Source organism: bacterium (assembly GCA_021108215.1).
Lineage (GTDB): Bacteria > Oederibacteriota > JAAXVQ01 > JAAXVQ01 > JAUVAV01 > JAIORK01.
Genome location: JAIORK010000008.1, coordinates 60,952 through 78,185, shown reverse-complemented (window position 1 = coordinate 78,185; position 17,234 = coordinate 60,952). Strand labels below are relative to the sequence as shown.

Here is a 17,234-nt window from a genome sequence, read left to right as displayed (position 1 = left end):
CGCTTCATCCCAACCGGCTTCTTTCTTTGGTTTTCTTTGCCGCCAGTGCAATGAGCATCCCGGCCAGATCACGCGCTGCGTATTTGGGATAACCCGCCCGTAACACCGCACCACAATCATTCATATACCGCAAGCGTTTGAACACCTTCATCAGCCGTGCCAAAAGCGTTTCATCATTAAGGCCGTCATCTTCCATCATCTCAGCCGATCCGTATTTTTGCAGCACCTCGGCATTGTGCACTTGGTGGTTGGCGGCGGCATGCGGATAAGGAACCAATAACGCCGGTTTCCCGGTCGTGGATAATTCCGCAATCGTCCCCGCACCGGCCCGGGCCAGGACCAAATCCGCAGCTGCATAAGCCTGCGGCACCTCATGAACAAAAGCATGCAACGATACCTTCACACTGCTTTTTTCGCAAACGCGTTTCGCCATCGCATAATCCGCCTCACCGGTCATCCAAATCATTTGCAACCCAGGCAGCGCCTGGTTCAACCGGGGCAGTAAATCGGCAATCGCCCGGTTAATCCGCCGGGCGGCCTGAGATCCCGGAAAAACAAATAATATTTTTCGCGCCGGATCCAAACCAAAAACTTTACAGCCGCTTTCCCGGTCAAGCGCATCCAGACCTTCCCGCAAGGGAAATCCAGTGACCACCACTTTATCTGCAGAAAAATGTTTTCCCGTCGGGGCATGGCTCACTGCCACCTGCGTCACCCAGCGTCCCAACCAGCGGTTGGTAAGACCGGGAAAAAAATTGCTTTCATGAATAATACTGGGAATTCCCAAGTTGGCTGCGGCCAGCATTACCGGACCGCAAACATAGCCGCCGGTCCCCAAGATTGCCTGGATGCCGGTTTGATTAATCGTGTGCCGTGCCCGCCCTATTCCGGCCCCTGCCTGCCAAAGGCTGACCGCATTTTTCCAGGTCAAAGAACGGGACAAGCCGCTGAGCTTTAAACCAATAAAGGAAAGCTTCCGTTGCTGCGCCAAGTCTTCCTCCATCCCCTTCTCTTTCCCAAAATAGTACACCTTGGCATCCGGCGCCAGTTTCTGTAATTCCCGGACCACAGCCAGTGCCGGAAAAATATGCCCGCCGGTGCCGCCGCCGCAGATGCCATAAACCCCGGGCGCGGCCGTCATCCCTGCTCCTGCGGATGGTAACGGGATATCGAGAGCAAGATGCCGATTGCCACCATCGAAAAAAAGAGCGAGGACCCGCCGGTACTGATCAGCGGCAGCGTGGTCCCCTTGGTGGGAACCAGACCCGTAGTCACACCCATATTAATGACAATCTGCACACCCAGCAAAAGCACCAGCCCCAGGGCCAGCAGTTTTCCAAAGCGGTCTTTGCAATTTCGGGCAATCTGAAATCCCCGCCAGAGAAAAAAACCAAAAACGAGCACCAATCCAAAGGTTCCGACAAAGCCTAATTCCTCACCTAAAATACTAAAAATAAAATCCGTATGCGGTGCAGGAAGATAAAAAAGTTTTTGTTGGCTTTCGCATAAACCCCTTCCCCACAACCCCCCGCTTCCCATTGCCAAATAAGACTGAATCACCTGAAACCCTTTGCCCAAAGGTTCCTGCCAGGGATCCAAAAAAGCATCCAGACGACGACGGCGATAATCAACCTGATAAATTAATAAAAACATAACCGGCAGTGCGGCCAACCCCAAACTGACCAAATGCGATAACCGTGCACCGGCCAGATAAATCATCCCGCCGCCTACCAGAATACATATAATCGCCGTTCCCAAATCAGGCTGCATTAATAACAACATGGAAATCGCGCCCAACACCATCAGATGGGGCAGTACGCCTTGAACAAACGAGCCCATGACTTTTTCTTTGCGCACCAGGGAATCCGCCATATAAAGCACGAGTACAACCTTCAAAAATTCAGCCGGTTGAAAAGAAATCGGTCCAAAAAAAAGCCAACGCCGGGCACCCCCAACGGTTTTTCCAATCGAGAGTACCAAGACCGCGATCAATAAAACACCGCACATCACCATTGCCGGTTTGATCCACTTACGCAGCGACGCATAGGGATACCGTGCAATCACCAAAAGAGCGATAAATCCCATGGTTGCCCATACCATTTGACGCTTGATGAAAAAATAGGAATCACCAAAATTTTTCATCGCCAAAATGGTCGACGAAGAATAAACCATAATCAGGCCGATACCGACTAAAATGGCTGTCAGTGCCAAAAACGTGATATCAATATTGCCGCGCATTTCCCGTCTAGTCTCCATCTTGCGCCCCCATGAGCTGCCCGCAAAAAAACATTGCCTAGTCTCCCGTCACTTGGGCCATCTCTTCCACCAGCTGCTTGAAAGTCTCGCCCCGTTCCTCAAAATTTTTAAATTGATCAAAACTTGCACACCCGGGCGAGAACAACACCACATCACCCTCACTCGCTATGCTTACCGCCGCATGAACTGCTCCGCCCAATTCATTTTCATGAATAATCTGTACCGTGCCTTCGAGCTGCTCCGCAATGGTCTTGGCTGCTTCACCCATGACCACCACCGCTCTGGCGCGTTGCAGTATCAATTCCCGCAACCGGCGAAAATCTCCGTTTTTATCCCGGCCGCCCAAAATCAAAATCACCGGCGACTTGTAACTTTGCAGCGCCTTTTCCACCGCATCCACATTGGTTCCCTTGGAATCATTAATAAACCAAATGCCGCGGGACCGCTTAACCGGTTCCAACCGATGCGGCACACCGCGAAACTGACGCAATGTTTTAACCATATTTTTCGCACCGATCCCCAGGCTCAAACCCATGGCAATGGCCGCCAAGGCGTTCTCAAGATTATGCGGTCCGGGTATCAGCATTTCATCGGCCAACATCATTTCATCCTGACCGAGCCCGAACAGCCGGTAAAAAATTTTCCCGCGTTCCACCCAGGTCCCTTCAATCTCCGGTGGACGCAGTGCGGAAAACGTCAAAAGCCGGCCGGATGCTTGATTGACCAGCAAGGGGGTATATTTATCCTCGCCATTGAGAATTAAAACGTCACTTGACTGTTGTGACCGGACAATCCGGGTCTTGGCTTCTACATAAGCCTGCATGCCGGTGTACCGGTCCAAATGGTCGGGCGTGACGTTGAGAATAGCCGCCACATTGGCCCGAAAATTTTTTATTCTTTCCAGCTGAAAGCTGGAAACTTCCAGAATCACTATTGTATTTTTTGAAAGATCAAGCACGACCTCGGAAAAAGGTCTCCCCATATTACCCGCCATCACACAGGAAATACCGGCATCCCGCAGCATGGCATCCAAAAGATGAACAGTTGTGGTTTTGCCGTTGGTCCCGGTGATTGCCGCAATTTTATTATCACAAAAATTATATGCCAGTTCCAATTCGGAGATCATCTCGATCTTGAGATTTTCCGCTTCCTGCACCACCGGCTGGGCGGCCGGCACACCGGGTGAGATCACGACCAGTTCCGCTGTTTTAAGGCTCTCCGGATTATGGCCGCCCGTCTCAATGGTGATTCCCAAAGGTGTCAATGCCTCAATCGCGGATTCCAGTTCCTCCGCCGGTTTGATATCGGTAATGGTTACCTTGGCACCTTGCGCATGCAGCAAGCGTGCCGCCGCGCAGCCGCTGCGCGCCATACCAATAATCAAGACCGATTTATCTTTGACTTCAATTTTTTCTTTCATCAACTGTCTCCATTTTCCAAATAGCCGGTCAACGCAGTTTGAGCGTACTTAAAGCAATGACCGCCAGCATGATGCCTACGATCCAAAAACGCACAATAATTTTCGGTTCAGACCACCCTTTCATCTCAAAATGATGATGCAAAGGCGCCATCAGAAAAATCCGTTTTCCGGTCAACTTAAACGACCCCACCTGCAGAATCACCGAAAGGACCTCTGCGACAAAAATACCGCCGACAATCACCAACAGAACTTCCTGTTTAATCAATACCGCCAGGGTTCCCAAGACGCCCCCGAGAGAAAGCGAGCCTGTATCTCCCATAAAAATTTCGGCCGGATGCGTATTAAACCATAAGAAGCCCAGCGCTGCACCGACCATGGCACTGCACACCACAGTGAGTTCAGCTCCGCCGGGAATTAAAATAATTTTCAAATAACCGGCAAATTTCACATGCGTGACTAAATAGCTCATGACCGTAAACGTTCCGGCCACCAGGGCCAGCGATCCGATCGCCAGTCCGTCCAACCCATCGGTCAGATTCACCGCATTGCTGGCATACGTGATTACCAAGACACCCAAAATAAAATATATCCAGACCGGCAAGTCCACCGATTGACTGAAAAAAGGCAGGTTGATGCTGGCGCGCTGTGCCCAAGCCTGATTCCAGTAAAGGAACAGCAGCATAATCAGGCCGCTCCCGACCAGCTGGAGGACCAGTTTCTTTTTTGCAATCAAACCCTGAGACTGTTTTTTGATTATTTTCAAATAATCATCCAAAAAACCGACCATCCCGAACCAAACCAATGCAATGGTCACAATCCACATGCCTGAATATTCCCACCGCGCCCACAAGCCGATGCTCAGCAGAATCGCCGGCAGGATGATCAAACCGCCCATGGTCGGTGTCCCGGCTTTTTTTTGATGACGGTCCGGACCGTCCTTGCGGATATTTTGACCGATCCCGCGCTTGCGCAGCATACGGATGATCACCGGACCCAACAGCAAGCACACCAAAAACGCGGTTAGTGCCGCATACACAGAACGGAATGTGATGTATCGAAAAACATTAAAGCCTGTCCAGATATCCGCTAATGGATAGAGAAAATAATAAAGCACGTTTCAACCACCCTCCTGTCATAAACGACCTGCCTTGCAACCACTTTGATTATGCTGATAATTGAATGTTGAATGATTTTATATAGCGTCTGTATCGTCATAGTCGTTCGCGTCGGTGGAAAACGTTCGCGTGGTGTCGGTAAGGTACTGGGCAGCGCTGTCGTCGTTATCGTAACGTCGCAAGTATGTCGCCCATTCAACATTCAACCATCAGCACAATGGTTTGCTACGCGGTCCTCCTTCTGAGATCATCAACAAATTGTTCCAATCCAATGCCCCGCGAGCCTTTCACCAAAATCAGGTCCCCCTGCAGGCTCAACTGGGGCCGCAAGGCTTCTGCGACCTCATGGACCCCATCTAATTTGGTAATCCACCGAATGCCGCCGGCGCGCCGGGCACCAACAGCAATACTGCGCGCTTCACTCCCTACGGTAACTAAACCATCCACACCCAGCATCGCGGCTTGATGTCCCAATTCACGGTGCGCGTCGCCTGAATGCCGACCCAACTCAAGCATGGACCCGGCAATAAAATATTTTTTACCCGGCGAGGGCAATTCAGCCAGAAGTTTCAGCGCTGCCACCGCAGATTGCGGATTGCTGTTGTAAGCATCATTGATAATACGATGCTGTCCAATGCGCAGCAGTTCAAGCCGCATCCGGGTCATGTTCCGAAACCCTTCCAAAGCGGCACACGCCGAATCAAAACCAATTCCCATGGCAATTGCACCTGCCACGGCTGCCGCCGCATTCCAGGCTTGATGGACACCCAACACCTTCATGCGAAATTCCTCTTTTTGATCGGCAAAAGCGAGTACAACACGGGTCCCGTTCAAGTGAACACCTGCCGAAACCACGCGGACATCGGCCCGGGGATGCATGCCGAAAGTCAGAACACGCTCGCATTTTTCCGCTGCCTTATTCAAATAAGGATCATCTGCATTTAAAACCGCAGTTCCCCCATCGTTCAATTCCTGGACCAGCTCCAGTTTGGCATTGGCCAGAGCGCGTTTGCTCGTAAAATTTCCCAAGTGGGCATCACCGATATTTGTAAGGATGCCCACTTCCGGCAACGCAATCCGAGCCAACCGCCGGATCTCTCCCGGCGCATTCATTCCCATTTCTACCACCGCAATTTTATGCCGCAGCGCAAGATTAAAAAGCGTCAAAGGCAGCCCCAGATCATTGTTAAAATTACCTTCACTCTCCAGGACTTTACTCCGCTTGTTGAGTATCACCGCCAGCATTTCCTTGGTTACGGTCTTTCCGCTGCTGCCGGTAATGGCCGCCACCCGGAGGGAGGGAAAGAGCTGTCGATAGGCAGCGGCCAAGTCACCCAGCGCTTTGCGCGCATTGCGAACTTTAATATAAGGAAGTTTTCCCATCGCTTTTTGACAAATCCCCGCCACCGCACCGCCCGCAACAGCAACTTCCATATAATCATGTCCATCAGTCTGTGTGCCGGCCAGCGCGACAAAAAGCTGCCCGGAACGAACCGTACGTGAATCAATGGAAACCCCGGTCACCTTGCGGTTACGCGGCACATTGACCAACCGGCCTTGTACTGCATTGGCAATTTTCCCTAATGTCATGCCTTCCATGATTTCCTCCGGATGAATTGCTTGATGCTTTCACGGGCAATGCTGCGATCATCACACGCAATGGTCTTGTCTTTTAAAATCTGATAGGCTTCATGCCCCTTACCCGCAATCAAAACCGTATCTTTGGGCTGGGCCAGGGCCAGGGCCCTTCTGATTGCCCGGGACCGGTCCTGCACCACCAATACCTTGTCTGCCTGAGCGCCGCGCTTTGTCCTGACCTGACACCCGACGAGAATATCTTTGATAATTTTTTCCGGGTCCTCGCGGCGGGGATTATCCGAGGTGATAACCACCACCTCGGCCAGTTCAACTGCCAGCCGCCCCATGGGCGCCCGCTTGGAAACGTCGCGGTTCCCGCCGCAGCCAAAAACCAGAATAACCCGGCCTGCGGTAGTCTCCCGAATGGCCTGCAAAGCATTTTTCAATGCATCCGGTGTATGTGCGTAATCCACCACCACATTGAATTTCTGCAGACCGGGAACGCGCTCCATCCGGCCGCTCACCGCAATCATGGATTCCAATCCCTGTTTGATTTTTTTCAGCGGTACACCCATTGCCTGCGCCGCCGCTGCCGCAGCCAGGGCATTGCTCAAATTGTAGCGTCCCAAAAGACGCAGCCGGACCGGAATCTTTTGGGACGCGCTTTTCAATAAAAATCGTGTCCCGTCCGGACCCAGCTTGATCGCGTGTGCTGTGACCTTTGCCCGGGACGTCATCCCGTAGGTAATCACCTTCGCGCCTTTGGCCGCCTGCATCATCATACCGGCATGCGGGTCATCCAGGTTAATCACTGCAAAGCGTTTACTTTTTTTCAGACCCGGCCTGCCCAGCGAAGAAAATAATTTCCGTTTTGTCCTGGCATAAGCCGCCATGGTCTTATGATAATCCAGATGTTCGGGGGTTAAATTCGTATACACCGCAACATCAAAGTCACACCCGCAGACGCGGTCTTCCGCCAGGGCATGAGAAGATACCTCCATCACGGCGGCTTGACAGTGTTGGCTTACCATTTCCGCCAAAAAACGTTGAACATCCCAGGCCATGGGCGTCGTATTCTTCGCTGGTATAATTTTTCCCGCAATCACATGGTGAATCGTCCCCAAAAGACCCACCTGGCTTTTTCGTCCCTGCCGCATTCCGGATTTTTCCAAAATAGCGCGCAGTAAATAAGTCACCGTTGTCTTACCATTTGTCCCGGTAATCCCGACCATCCGCAGTGCCAAACTGGGATAATTGTAAAATAGGGGTGCCAGCCATTTCAGTGTTTGAGCAACATTTTTCACGGTGATCACACCCACCGCATGCCGGTCAATCCCCTTCACCGGTTTGTCCACCAGCAATGCCCTGGCCCCGGCAACGACCGCATCCGCTGCAAATGCATGTCCATCATAGCGCGCTCCGCGAAGACAGGCATAAAGCGCACCCGCTTGGACCTTCCGGGAATCATCCGCAATGGCTGTAATCATATGATCCGCCTTACCCGACAACACCGCCGCCGGTAAGGCGGCTGCCAACAATGACAGGGGCACTTGGGTCATACTCATTCCTCCGGGTCCTCACACACAATCGAACAATGTTCTCCCAGACTGATCCTGGCATACGGTTTAGGGTCCTGGTGTTTCACCACACCGCTTCCTGAAATATCTGCATGCAATCCGTATTGCTCCAATATCAAAAGTGCATTGCGCATGCTCTGTCCCGAAAGGTTGGGTACAATACTCTTCGTCAGTGTCGCTTCCGAAACCGTTACCCCCTCCGAATCCGCCATATATAAAATCACACGCGAATCACGATTGCTCCACTGATCGGCAAACGGACGCTGACTCACCACCTGCGTCCCCTTGCCCAGACAAACTGGGAGCAACCCCTCTTTTTTCAATACCGCTTTGGATTCCCTCACACTGAGCCCTGTCACCTTAGGAACACGAACGATCCCCTCTAATTGCACCATGGGATCTTTTTCATAATCCTTGGCAAATGCATAAACTTTCTGGGGTCCGGGCGGAATGCCGAGATAAGACACCAGCTTCCGGCTGATTTTCCGAAAAACCGGTCCTGCCACCACCCCGCCCCATTGGACACCCTGGGGCGCATCAATCATCACACCGATTAAAAATTCCGGTTCATCTGCCGGAAAAAAACCAATAAATGATGCAACATGATAAACCGGGTCATAACCGCGACCATTGGAAAGCGGTTTTTGTGCTGTGCCGGTTTTGCCGGCCACCTGATAATTATCCAACCCGGCAGCCACACCTGACCCCCGCACCACCACGTCCCGTAAAATACTGCGCATTGCAGCCGCTGTTCCCGGTGATACCACCTGCGACTGATATTCTGTTTTTCCAACCTTGGTGCGGATTTCATCCGGATGGCGCATTTCCTTGATAATCCAGGGTTTTAACACCCGGCCATTATTTGCAATCGCAGTATACGCCGCCATCAATTGAATGGAAGTCACTGCCATGCCCTGCCCGAAAGGTACCGAAGCTTCCGTCCATCGCTTCCACTTGGCAAATGGCTTTACAATCCCCCTCGACTCCCCGGGCAGCTCAATACCAGTCGGTTTCCCAAAACCGTACATTTGTAAATACTGCGCCATTTTTTTTGCACCCAGACGGATCCCGATTTTCACAGCACCAATGTTACTCGAATACACGATCACATCCCGAAAGGTTAATCGTCCGCGCGGTTCGTGGTCCCGAACCGTCATGCCATAAAATTTTGCCCGGCCGTTTTCACAATCAATAATATCCGCGTCCAGATAGACCCCTTCTTCCAGCGCTGCTGAAGCAGCCACAATTTTCATGGTGGAGCCAGGTTCATACACATCGGTGATCGCACGATTGCGCCGGTGATCCGCTTTAACACGATTAAAATAATTGGGATCAAAATCCGGTTTATTGGCCATGGCCAGAACCTCACCGGTTTTCGAATTCATAATCACGACAGACCCCGCCTTGGCGCGGCTCTCAGTCATCGCGCGCCCCAATTCCCGCTCAGCAATATGCTGGATGACTTTGTCAATTGTCAGATAGACATCCTGACCGGATTGTGACTGCTTGTGCACCCGTGTCGCGGTCGGCAGCCTGCGTCCCTTGGCATCGCGATTAATTCGTATCCACCCGCTTTGCCCCCGGATGGCACTGTCAAATTTCAGTTCCACACCGCCCAAACCCTGATTATCCATCCCGACAAATCCCAGTATGTGGCAGGCCAGCTTGCCTTCCGGATAAACCCGGGTGGTTTCTTTGAGTTCATGCACCCCCGCAATCCCCAGCCCGTCCACCTGCTTGGCAACCTGATCGCCTACCTTGCGTTTAATCCAGACAAATGCCTTGCGACTGCGAAAGCGCCGCTCCAGCCGACCCTGAGAAACGCCCAGCGTCCTGGATAATTTAGTTGCCACAGCTTTGGGATTTTTTATTTCTCCCGGCACAGCATAAAAAGAACTGGATTGGCGGTTCAATGCCAAAGAACGACCCTCACGATCAAAGATCCGGCCCCGCGCCGGTTGGATCTCAATCGTACGTTCCTGTTGTCGGAGGGCGAGTTGCGAAAGATGTTGGTGTTGTATAATTTGTAGGTAGAAAAGACGTGTCGTTAGAATCGTAAGTAGCGCTCCGAAGCCGAGTATAAAAAGAATTGTGCGTCGTTCAATGGCTTCGTTTCGCAACTCTCGCCCCCGTCAGGCAACCCGTCATGGTGCATTGCCTGAATCGTGATAATCGTTCCATAAAATGCCTCATTTTCAAAATGTGACTTGTTCTAAGTCTTTTTCAATTTCCCCGCTCTAACCCGGTACCCGGCATTCGCCGGGCAAGAGAGCGAAGATTTGGATATGATCTGTAAAAGATCATTATTACTATTCCACTTCATCCCCGGTTTAAAACCCGGGGAATTCGTGGTTAACATATTAAACCAGCGTCCCCAAAAACCGTCCTTTGAAAACCAACCGCCGATACCCTCGGGCTTGGCAGCCGGGTCCACCAGAAAAATCAATTGCTGCGATTGGGGCATTTCCAGTCCAAATGCCTCGCGGGCAATTGTCTCAATTCTTTCCATGCTGGCCAAAGCATTGCGCCGGCTCAACAGAATCCGGTTTTCATCCAACAGTTGATGATACTGCTGCCGGTACTGGTTTATTTCGTACCCCAGCTTCACCACCTGCATTTGCTGCCAAACGCGAAGTCCGATAATCGCAAACAAAAAAAAGATAACCCCGAGAACCAATGAAAGACGGCGAACCGCCAGACGGCGTTTTTCTTTCTCCTCCTGGAGAAAATAGATCGTAATAAACTCGCGGTCCAGCTCTCCGGTAAGTGTTCTACCGGTCATTTTGATCCCCTCCCTGCCATATCGCAGCACGCAAACGCGCACTGCGTGCACGTGAATTCCCGGCAGTTTCCGCCTCACTCGGCCGAATGACATGCTTGGTGAGCCGCTCCCAGCCGCTGAGGCGAAATGTCTCTTTGACGATCCGGTCCTCCAAAGAATGAAAGCTGATCACAACCATCCGTCCTCCCAGGCACATTGTCTGCGAAGCTGCTGCAAGCACCTCGCGCAGACTATCCAGTTCCTCATTTACCGCAATCCGCAGCGCTTGAAATGCCCGGGTCGCCGGATGAATTTTCCCCGACCGCCCGACCGCTCTTCGGGCCAATGCGGCCAGTTCATCCGTGCTTTGCAGCGGCCGATTCTTAACCACCAGATGTGCCAACTGCCGGGAGCGCCGCTCCTCGCCGAGGCGATAAAAAATGTCTGCCAGTTCTTTTTCATCGGCATGATTGACGATATCGGCTGCCGTGACGCCATGCCGTTGATCCATGCGCATATCCAGAGGGCCGGGTTGGAGAAAGGAAAATCCGCGTGTCGCAGTGTCGATCTGGAAAGAAGAAACGCCCAAGTCCATCAGCACTCCTGAAAATCCTGTAATTTTCATTTCCCCGGCAACTGCCACCAGATTACGAAAATTATTCCGGACCAGCACCAGCCGCGACCCATAGGATGCCAGCCTTTCCTGCGCACGGTCCAAGGCCGCTTCATCCTGGTCCAGGCCGAGGACCCGACCATGGGGTGCGGTTGCCGCCAAGAGTGCCTCAGTATGTCCACCGCCGCCTACTGTACAATCAGCCCACCAGCCGTCACCCTTCGGTGCCAACCACTGGACGGCCTCTTGCAGCATCACGGTTTTATGCTCTGTCATGCGGCAGCGTATTTATAGCGTTTAAAACTTTTTACTGCATCCCCACGGGTTGCGTGAATTTCAAAAAAGCGTTTTATGCCGGTCAATTCAAAAATGTTTTCCACGTAGGGATTCACGCCGGCTAATTTCATATCACCCTGTAAATGTCGAATGCGGCGGAGACTTTCGGTTAAAATACCCATGCCGGTGGCATTGATATGTTGCACCCGTGACAAATCCAAAACGAGTTGATTGCAGCCGCTGTCCAAAACAGAGGCAATGGTGTTGCGAATGTTAACAACCTCCTGCATATCAATGTCACCCAGCAAACCAATCACCGCGACATCTTCCTCGTTCAAAAGTTTGATACTCACCTTCCAATCACCTCCTCTCTTTTTGATTCAATGCTGTAGGGGCACGGCGCGCCGTGCCCCTACAAATCTTCTATCTGCTCCGCAATTTCTTCCAGCGATTTACCATCATGCAAATATTTTTCCCAACGTTCGGGCGACCAAATTTCTATACGATTGGAAACACCCACCACCACCGCTTCACGGGTGACACCCGCATAATTCCGCAGCGCAGCCGGCAGCATAATACGGCCTTGTTTGTCCAGGGTGCATTCAGTCGCACCTGCCAGAAGACGCCGTATAAAATACCGGTCATCACTTTTATTCATGGGCCGGTTCACTATTTTTTCCTGGAAAATTTTCCATTCATTGACTGGATATCCCACAAGACAGGCATCCAACCCCTGCGTAACAATCACTTTTTCCGGCAGCTGCTTTTCCGACAGCACATCCCGAAAACGCGAGGGTATGGATAAACGGCCTTTCTCATCGACTGTATGTGTATACGTTCCTAGGAACATATGTTTTCCCCACTTTCCACCACTTTTCCCCACATCATGGGATAATTTACCCCTATCTCCCCATTTTGTCAACACATAAAATAAATCTCCCCACTTTTTTCACAGGGTTTTCCAGGAATTTCCAGAGTTTGATGTTTAAACGATGCGGGATTAATTAGGATATAGGTGGTTGTAGAGACGTTGCATGCAACGTCTCTACGGGCGGGGCACAATACATACAATATGTGGGAAAAAAAGATTCAACAGGTTCAGCCACCCGTACAAACATCTATCACCGCTGAGACGCTGAGGACGCAGAGGTTTTTTTAGATTTATACCATAATATTTTAACTGATTTGTCCAAATAAAGTCAAAATCTCATCCACCGATTACGCAGATTACACGGATTTTTAAAAACTTTAAAAATATTTTCTTTAAGGTTTTATCCTTTGGATCTCATCTGCGAAATCTGCCGGTCCTACGAATCAAATGCTTTAATATCAGAGAGTAGGGAGTAATCTGTGGATCAAGCCTTTATTTTAAACACAATAAAAAAGGGCGTTTCCCGAAGGAAACGCCCTGGATAACCTGATAAAAATTAACGCTTGGAAAACTGGAAGCGTTTACGCGCGCCGGGCTGGCCGTATTTCTTACGCTCAACCATCCGGGAATCACGGGTTAAAAAACCGGCTTTGGAAAGCGTACTTCTCATATCCGCATCCGCCTTAATCAAGGCACGAGCCACGCCATGTAAAATAGCGCCGGCTTGACCTGTCGAGCCGCCACCATGCACATTCACATGAACATCAAATTTGTTGGCAGTCGCAGTCGCTTCCAGCGGCTGACGAATACGTGTGCGGTGAACCAGGCGTGAAAAATATTCTTCCGCCGGACGATGGTTAATAAAAATATTTCCCTGGCCTGGTTTCAAACGAACACGTGCCACTGAACATTTCCGGCGGCCGGTTCCCAAAAATTCTACTGCCGCCTGTTCAACCGGCGGGGTGGGTGTACTTGTTTCCGTCATACGTTAAATCTCCATTTTCTGGGGCTGTTGTGCAATCTGTTCATGCTTGTCGCCCTTGTAAATTTTAAGTTTTTTAAGCATATTGCGGCCCAACGTATTTTTCGGCAGCATGCCTTTCACAGCCAGCTTAAAAACCTCTTCCGGTTTTTTCGCCATCATCTCAGAATAAGGTGTGAACTTCGCGCCGCCCGGCCATCCGGAATGTCTAAAATTAAGTTTTTTTTCAAGCTTTCTTCCGGTCAATCTGATTTTCTCGGCATTGATCACAACAACATGATCGCCGGTATCCAGGTGCGGTGTATAAATGGCTTTGTGTTTCCCCTTTAAAATTATGGCCACACGCGTAGCAGCACGACCCAGTATTTTACCCTCCAGGTCGATTAAAAACCATTTGCGTTCCACCTTTCCGGTTTTGGGAAAAGGCGTAGACATAGTAAATCCTCCTTCATTTCCTACAAAATCATAAATAACAAGGTCGCTAATTTACCCAATTCAGGCCCGTCTGTCAAGCCAAAAAGCCCCAAAAAAGCGTTTTTTTTCCGTTGGGTGCGACCGGTTCCCGTCATTCCGCTAATTCCCCGGATTATTCATGATGTATTGACGGATGTGGTGAAAATCCCTTTCACCCCGGATGATTTTCTCATAAAACCGGGATTGCCATGCAACGTCTCTACGATTTACAATCGCAACATCTCTACAATGTCCGGCAACGTCTCTACCGACGCAATGCAACGTCTCTACATTGCCACCTACCGGTTTTTCAATATTAATAATCCCGTGCACATGATTCGGCATAACCACAAACGCATCCAATTTCACGCACGGAAAATGCACAGGAATTTCCCGCCAATAACATTCCGCGATTTTCCCAACATCCTTTAAAACCAATCTGCCATCAACCCAATCACCAAAAAACGGTTCCTGGTTTTTTGTGCAGATCGTGACAAAATAACATCCATTTGATGAATAATCCCAATCCTTCAAGCGGATTGTTCCGACACGGTATTTGTTTTTGTAGCGCTCCATTTCAGACATACAACACCCCCTTGGGTCTATTTGCTTTTCATAGGTTTAGACACAAAAGGGTGATATTTCTTGCAAACCAAATTATGTTTTTTGGGGTTTTTGTCATGGATGCGAACATGCGCAACATTGGTTGTAGAGACGTTGCATGCAACGTCTCTACAACCAGAATTGCCACCATACTTTCAGCTTCTTTCCCAACAAGTTTGTGATTTCCTCAGAAGCACCCATACCCTCTTTTTTATTGATTATATACGTTTCCGGGCATGCCTTATTTTCCAATTCCGAGTTGGTAATAAACACAATCAACCGGTCACCCTTGATGGGATAGTTCGGTTTTTCTTCCAAAACAATTGGCGATCCCAGCATACCTTCTTCATGATATCGTTTCATGTCATCATATGTATAGGCAGGCTCTTTCCAAACCCAAAACACATCCTTGGCTTTGAACTTATCAGATCGGATCACGGCTTCAACCTGATATTGAAATACAAATTCCTGATAGCCAGTCTCTTTTCCCTTCTGGTAATGCGTCTCTTTCGGGAATGTCACATCCTTGAACAGTTCACTTTTAATTGAACCCTTGACCAGAAGAATATGCGTATCTTCCGATACCCTTTCCTGGATATATTCCCCCAAAGGAACCGCATCAACTTCCTCAATATGAATTTGCGACACTTCCGCCTCCTTTGGGAAAATAAAAATGATCAAGCATGCAAATAGCAATACTATTTTTTTCATAATACCTCATTGATAATTTATTTGAATATTTAAATTCCGGCATCAAACGTCATTACCGAACTACGCCCCCCACTACATACGTGTTGTACTTTCGCTGTTGCTTATTCTTACTAATTTGCTTTCCGGGTGAAATTTCTTCCAGGAAAACCAGTATTCATCCGAGCTCGCAATTTTTTCCAGATTATGCTTAATCGTTCCATTAAGATATTTCGCTGTAATATCCCAGTGGGTCCCGCTTATACTATCCTCAATTATTTGTCCGTCCTTAAGTCTTAAGTTAATTGTTTCCGAAACCACAGTGTTTTTATAGCCATTGATAGTGTCACCCATAGAAATAAGGGTGATACCCAATTCATCATTTCTTACAACGCCTTGTTGGAGTATTTCTGATTTCAAATAAACTATCTTTGTGTTCATTGACGCGTCACTGATGCCAATAACACGTATTTTTGATGGAAACGTCTTATCTATAGTTGAAAGACCCGGTGTTAGTTCTGATGACATTACTTTTTTCCAAACACCGGGCATTGGAAGTCTAAAAGGTCTGAGGTCATTTTTAGTTATCACCGCAACTTGCGGCACAGGGTTTAATTTTTTTACTGCTTGCCAAGGTAAAATTTGAAACATAATCATCTTTAGCGAGTAGGGATATAATTTCCCAATAATCGAATTAAATGTCACTTGTTGAAAGAACGTTCCTGTTTTTCTATCTGCCACAATCATATTGGCATTTTTGAAAGAAGCAACGAATAGCGGTCCTATTTCTGTAACGTCAAAAGGAATAATACTCCGACACATAGCACAATAAGTAAGCGCAACTATTTTGTCGTCAAACTTATCATTTATAATGTGATGATGAATGACATAGTCTAAAGAATATGCTTTGGTAATCCCTTCGTATTCAATGATCGCCATTTGACTGTTATCTGATAATGGAAGCGTTGCTAAATCGGTCGTCATTTTCGGAAAATAGACTGCTCGAAACCAACTTGATTGATGGACTCTGTACGTTAGAACGACAGCGACTGCGATAATCATTAAGGGCAATACCGAACTTGCAGGAATCCCATCTTTCCCATCTAAAATTTGCCAAATTAATGTGACTGTAAAAGCAGTCCAGATTATTGGTTTCCGAAAATGATAATGGTAGTAAAGTAGTTTTACAGGAAATTTCTCAATTAAAGTAAAAATGGCTCCCATTCCAATAACCAAAGAGAAAAATGCTATTGAATATAATGCTATCATCTGTTCCATATTTTTTGTGCTCCGTCACCTATTTATGTAACATTTTTATAGAGACGTTGCATGCAACGTCTCTACGGCCGATATGATCGCATCACGGTATTCATTTTCATAACATTTTATTTATTGTTTTTCTTAAACTGACAAGCTGACTCCGGCACCCAACATTTTAAATATTTTGTTGCTCGATATTGCCCTTTTTCAGCTTGCAGCTCAGGTGCCAGACATGTAATGAAACTATTTTAGCTTATTCGCATCTTTCTAAAGTTATGTGATTAGACATGTCCCGTAATCCGGTTTCCATCATGTTTTAGTTGTTCTGAGATCAGCATTTTAATTACTGCCTGGCGTGATACGCCTAGCCGGCTTGCTGCATGATCTAATGAATGGACCATCCATATAGGAAAATCCACATTTACACGTTTTAATTTCAACTCGGGTTTTTTAACATTCTTTGTATCGAAATATTGTAAAACCGACTCGCCATTATCAAATTTTTTATCAAGTTCGCTGGCTTTCATAAAAATCAACCTCCTCTTTTCTTGCTCTTCTAACTGATATGAAACGAATTTTATTTTTCCTGTAAGTCACAATAGCTGACCAAAACTTTTCTTTAATTTTTCCGATGAGTAAAAATCTTGGTTCATCCATTGATCTCGCTTTCAATTCAAGTAAATCAGGATCTTGAAAAAGATCAACAGCCTCATCAAAAGATATTCCGTGTTTCTCAATATTTATACTATTCTTATCACTATCATATTCTATCATGGTATAGA

At 48.5% G+C, this 17,234-nt stretch carries 18 protein-coding genes; all 18 read right to left on the bottom strand.

Annotated elements, in window-relative coordinates; all coding sequences use genetic code 11:
* Positions 1–4: 4 nt before the first annotated feature.
* Positions 5–1,141: an undecaprenyldiphospho-muramoylpentapeptide beta-N-acetylglucosaminyltransferase gene (gene murG, locus K8S19_01780; protein MCD4812415.1), complete on the bottom strand. Its 1,137-nt coding sequence runs from the start codon at positions 1,139–1,141 to the stop codon at positions 5–7.
* Positions 1,138–2,238 carry a putative lipid II flippase FtsW gene (gene ftsW / locus K8S19_01775; protein ID MCD4812414.1) on the bottom strand — a complete coding sequence of 367 codons (1,101 nt, stop codon included), beginning with the start codon at positions 2,236–2,238 and terminating at the stop codon, positions 1,138–1,140. The genes murG and ftsW overlap by 4 nt, the downstream gene beginning before the upstream one ends.
* A 55-nt stretch (positions 2,239–2,293) precedes the next feature.
* The gene (gene murD / locus K8S19_01770) at positions 2,294–3,676 is read right to left on the bottom strand and encodes a UDP-N-acetylmuramoyl-L-alanine--D-glutamate ligase (protein ID MCD4812413.1); all 1,383 of its coding nucleotides are present in this window, start codon (positions 3,674–3,676) and stop codon (positions 2,294–2,296) included.
* 28 nt (positions 3,677–3,704) lie between these two features.
* Positions 3,705–4,790 (bottom strand): phospho-N-acetylmuramoyl-pentapeptide-transferase, encoded by a 1,086-nt coding sequence (gene mraY, locus K8S19_01765; GenBank protein MCD4812412.1) that lies wholly within the window; start codon positions 4,788–4,790, stop codon positions 3,705–3,707.
* 226 nt (positions 4,791–5,016) lie between these two features.
* Entirely contained in the window at positions 5,017–6,390 is a 1,374-nt protein-coding gene (locus tag K8S19_01760; GenBank protein MCD4812411.1) for a UDP-N-acetylmuramoyl-tripeptide--D-alanyl-D-alanine ligase, read from the bottom strand.
* The gene (locus K8S19_01755; protein ID MCD4812410.1) at positions 6,378–7,928 is read right to left on the bottom strand and encodes a UDP-N-acetylmuramoyl-L-alanyl-D-glutamate--2,6-diaminopimelate ligase; all 1,551 of its coding nucleotides are present in this window, start codon (positions 7,926–7,928) and stop codon (positions 6,378–6,380) included. Before K8S19_01755 ends, K8S19_01760 begins: the two co-directional genes overlap by 13 nt.
* A 2-nt stretch (positions 7,929–7,930) precedes the next feature.
* Entirely contained in the window at positions 7,931–10,066 is a 2,136-nt protein-coding gene (locus K8S19_01750; GenBank protein MCD4812409.1) for a PASTA domain-containing protein, read from the bottom strand.
* A gap of 92 nt (positions 10,067–10,158) precedes the next feature.
* On the bottom strand, positions 10,159–10,728 hold the full coding sequence (locus K8S19_01745; GenBank protein MCD4812408.1) for a cell division protein FtsL: 570 nt from the start codon (positions 10,726–10,728) through the stop codon (positions 10,159–10,161).
* The gene (rsmH, locus tag K8S19_01740; protein ID MCD4812407.1) at positions 10,718–11,596 is read right to left on the bottom strand and encodes a 16S rRNA (cytosine(1402)-N(4))-methyltransferase RsmH; all 879 of its coding nucleotides are present in this window, start codon (positions 11,594–11,596) and stop codon (positions 10,718–10,720) included. The genes K8S19_01745 and rsmH overlap by 11 nt, the downstream gene beginning before the upstream one ends.
* Positions 11,593–11,949, bottom strand: a complete 357-nt coding sequence (locus K8S19_01735) for an STAS domain-containing protein (GenBank protein ID MCD4812406.1) — start codon at positions 11,947–11,949, stop codon at positions 11,593–11,595. The genes rsmH and K8S19_01735 overlap by 4 nt, the downstream gene beginning before the upstream one ends.
* A 59-nt stretch (positions 11,950–12,008) precedes the next feature.
* Positions 12,009–12,446 carry a division/cell wall cluster transcriptional repressor MraZ gene (mraZ, locus tag K8S19_01730; protein ID MCD4812405.1) on the bottom strand — a complete coding sequence of 146 codons (438 nt, stop codon included), beginning with the start codon at positions 12,444–12,446 and terminating at the stop codon, positions 12,009–12,011.
* Between the two features lie 577 nt (positions 12,447–13,023).
* Entirely contained in the window at positions 13,024–13,452 is a 429-nt protein-coding gene (gene rpsI / locus K8S19_01725) for a 30S ribosomal protein S9 (GenBank protein ID MCD4812404.1), read from the bottom strand.
* A 3-nt stretch (positions 13,453–13,455) separates the two neighbouring features.
* A complete protein-coding gene (gene rplM, locus K8S19_01720) occupies positions 13,456–13,884 on the bottom strand; it encodes a 50S ribosomal protein L13 (protein ID MCD4812403.1) in 429 nt (142 codons plus the stop codon).
* Between the two features lie 138 nt (positions 13,885–14,022).
* Complete coding sequence (locus K8S19_01715) at positions 14,023–14,478, bottom strand: transposase (GenBank protein MCD4812402.1); 456 nt, start codon at positions 14,476–14,478, stop codon at positions 14,023–14,025.
* A 156-nt stretch (positions 14,479–14,634) separates the two neighbouring features.
* Entirely contained in the window at positions 14,635–15,153 is a 519-nt protein-coding gene (locus tag K8S19_01710) for a hypothetical protein (GenBank protein MCD4812401.1), read from the bottom strand.
* A gap of 135 nt (positions 15,154–15,288) precedes the next feature.
* Positions 15,289–16,470 (bottom strand): DUF3179 domain-containing protein, encoded by a 1,182-nt coding sequence (locus K8S19_01705; GenBank protein MCD4812400.1) that lies wholly within the window; start codon positions 16,468–16,470, stop codon positions 15,289–15,291.
* Between the two features lie 263 nt (positions 16,471–16,733).
* Entirely contained in the window at positions 16,734–16,979 is a 246-nt protein-coding gene (locus tag K8S19_01700) for a CopG family transcriptional regulator (protein ID MCD4812399.1), read from the bottom strand.
* Positions 16,960–17,226: a BrnT family toxin gene (locus K8S19_01695; GenBank protein ID MCD4812398.1), complete on the bottom strand. Its 267-nt coding sequence runs from the start codon at positions 17,224–17,226 to the stop codon at positions 16,960–16,962. The genes K8S19_01700 and K8S19_01695 overlap by 20 nt, the downstream gene beginning before the upstream one ends.
* Between the last annotated feature and the right edge of the window lie 8 nt (positions 17,227–17,234).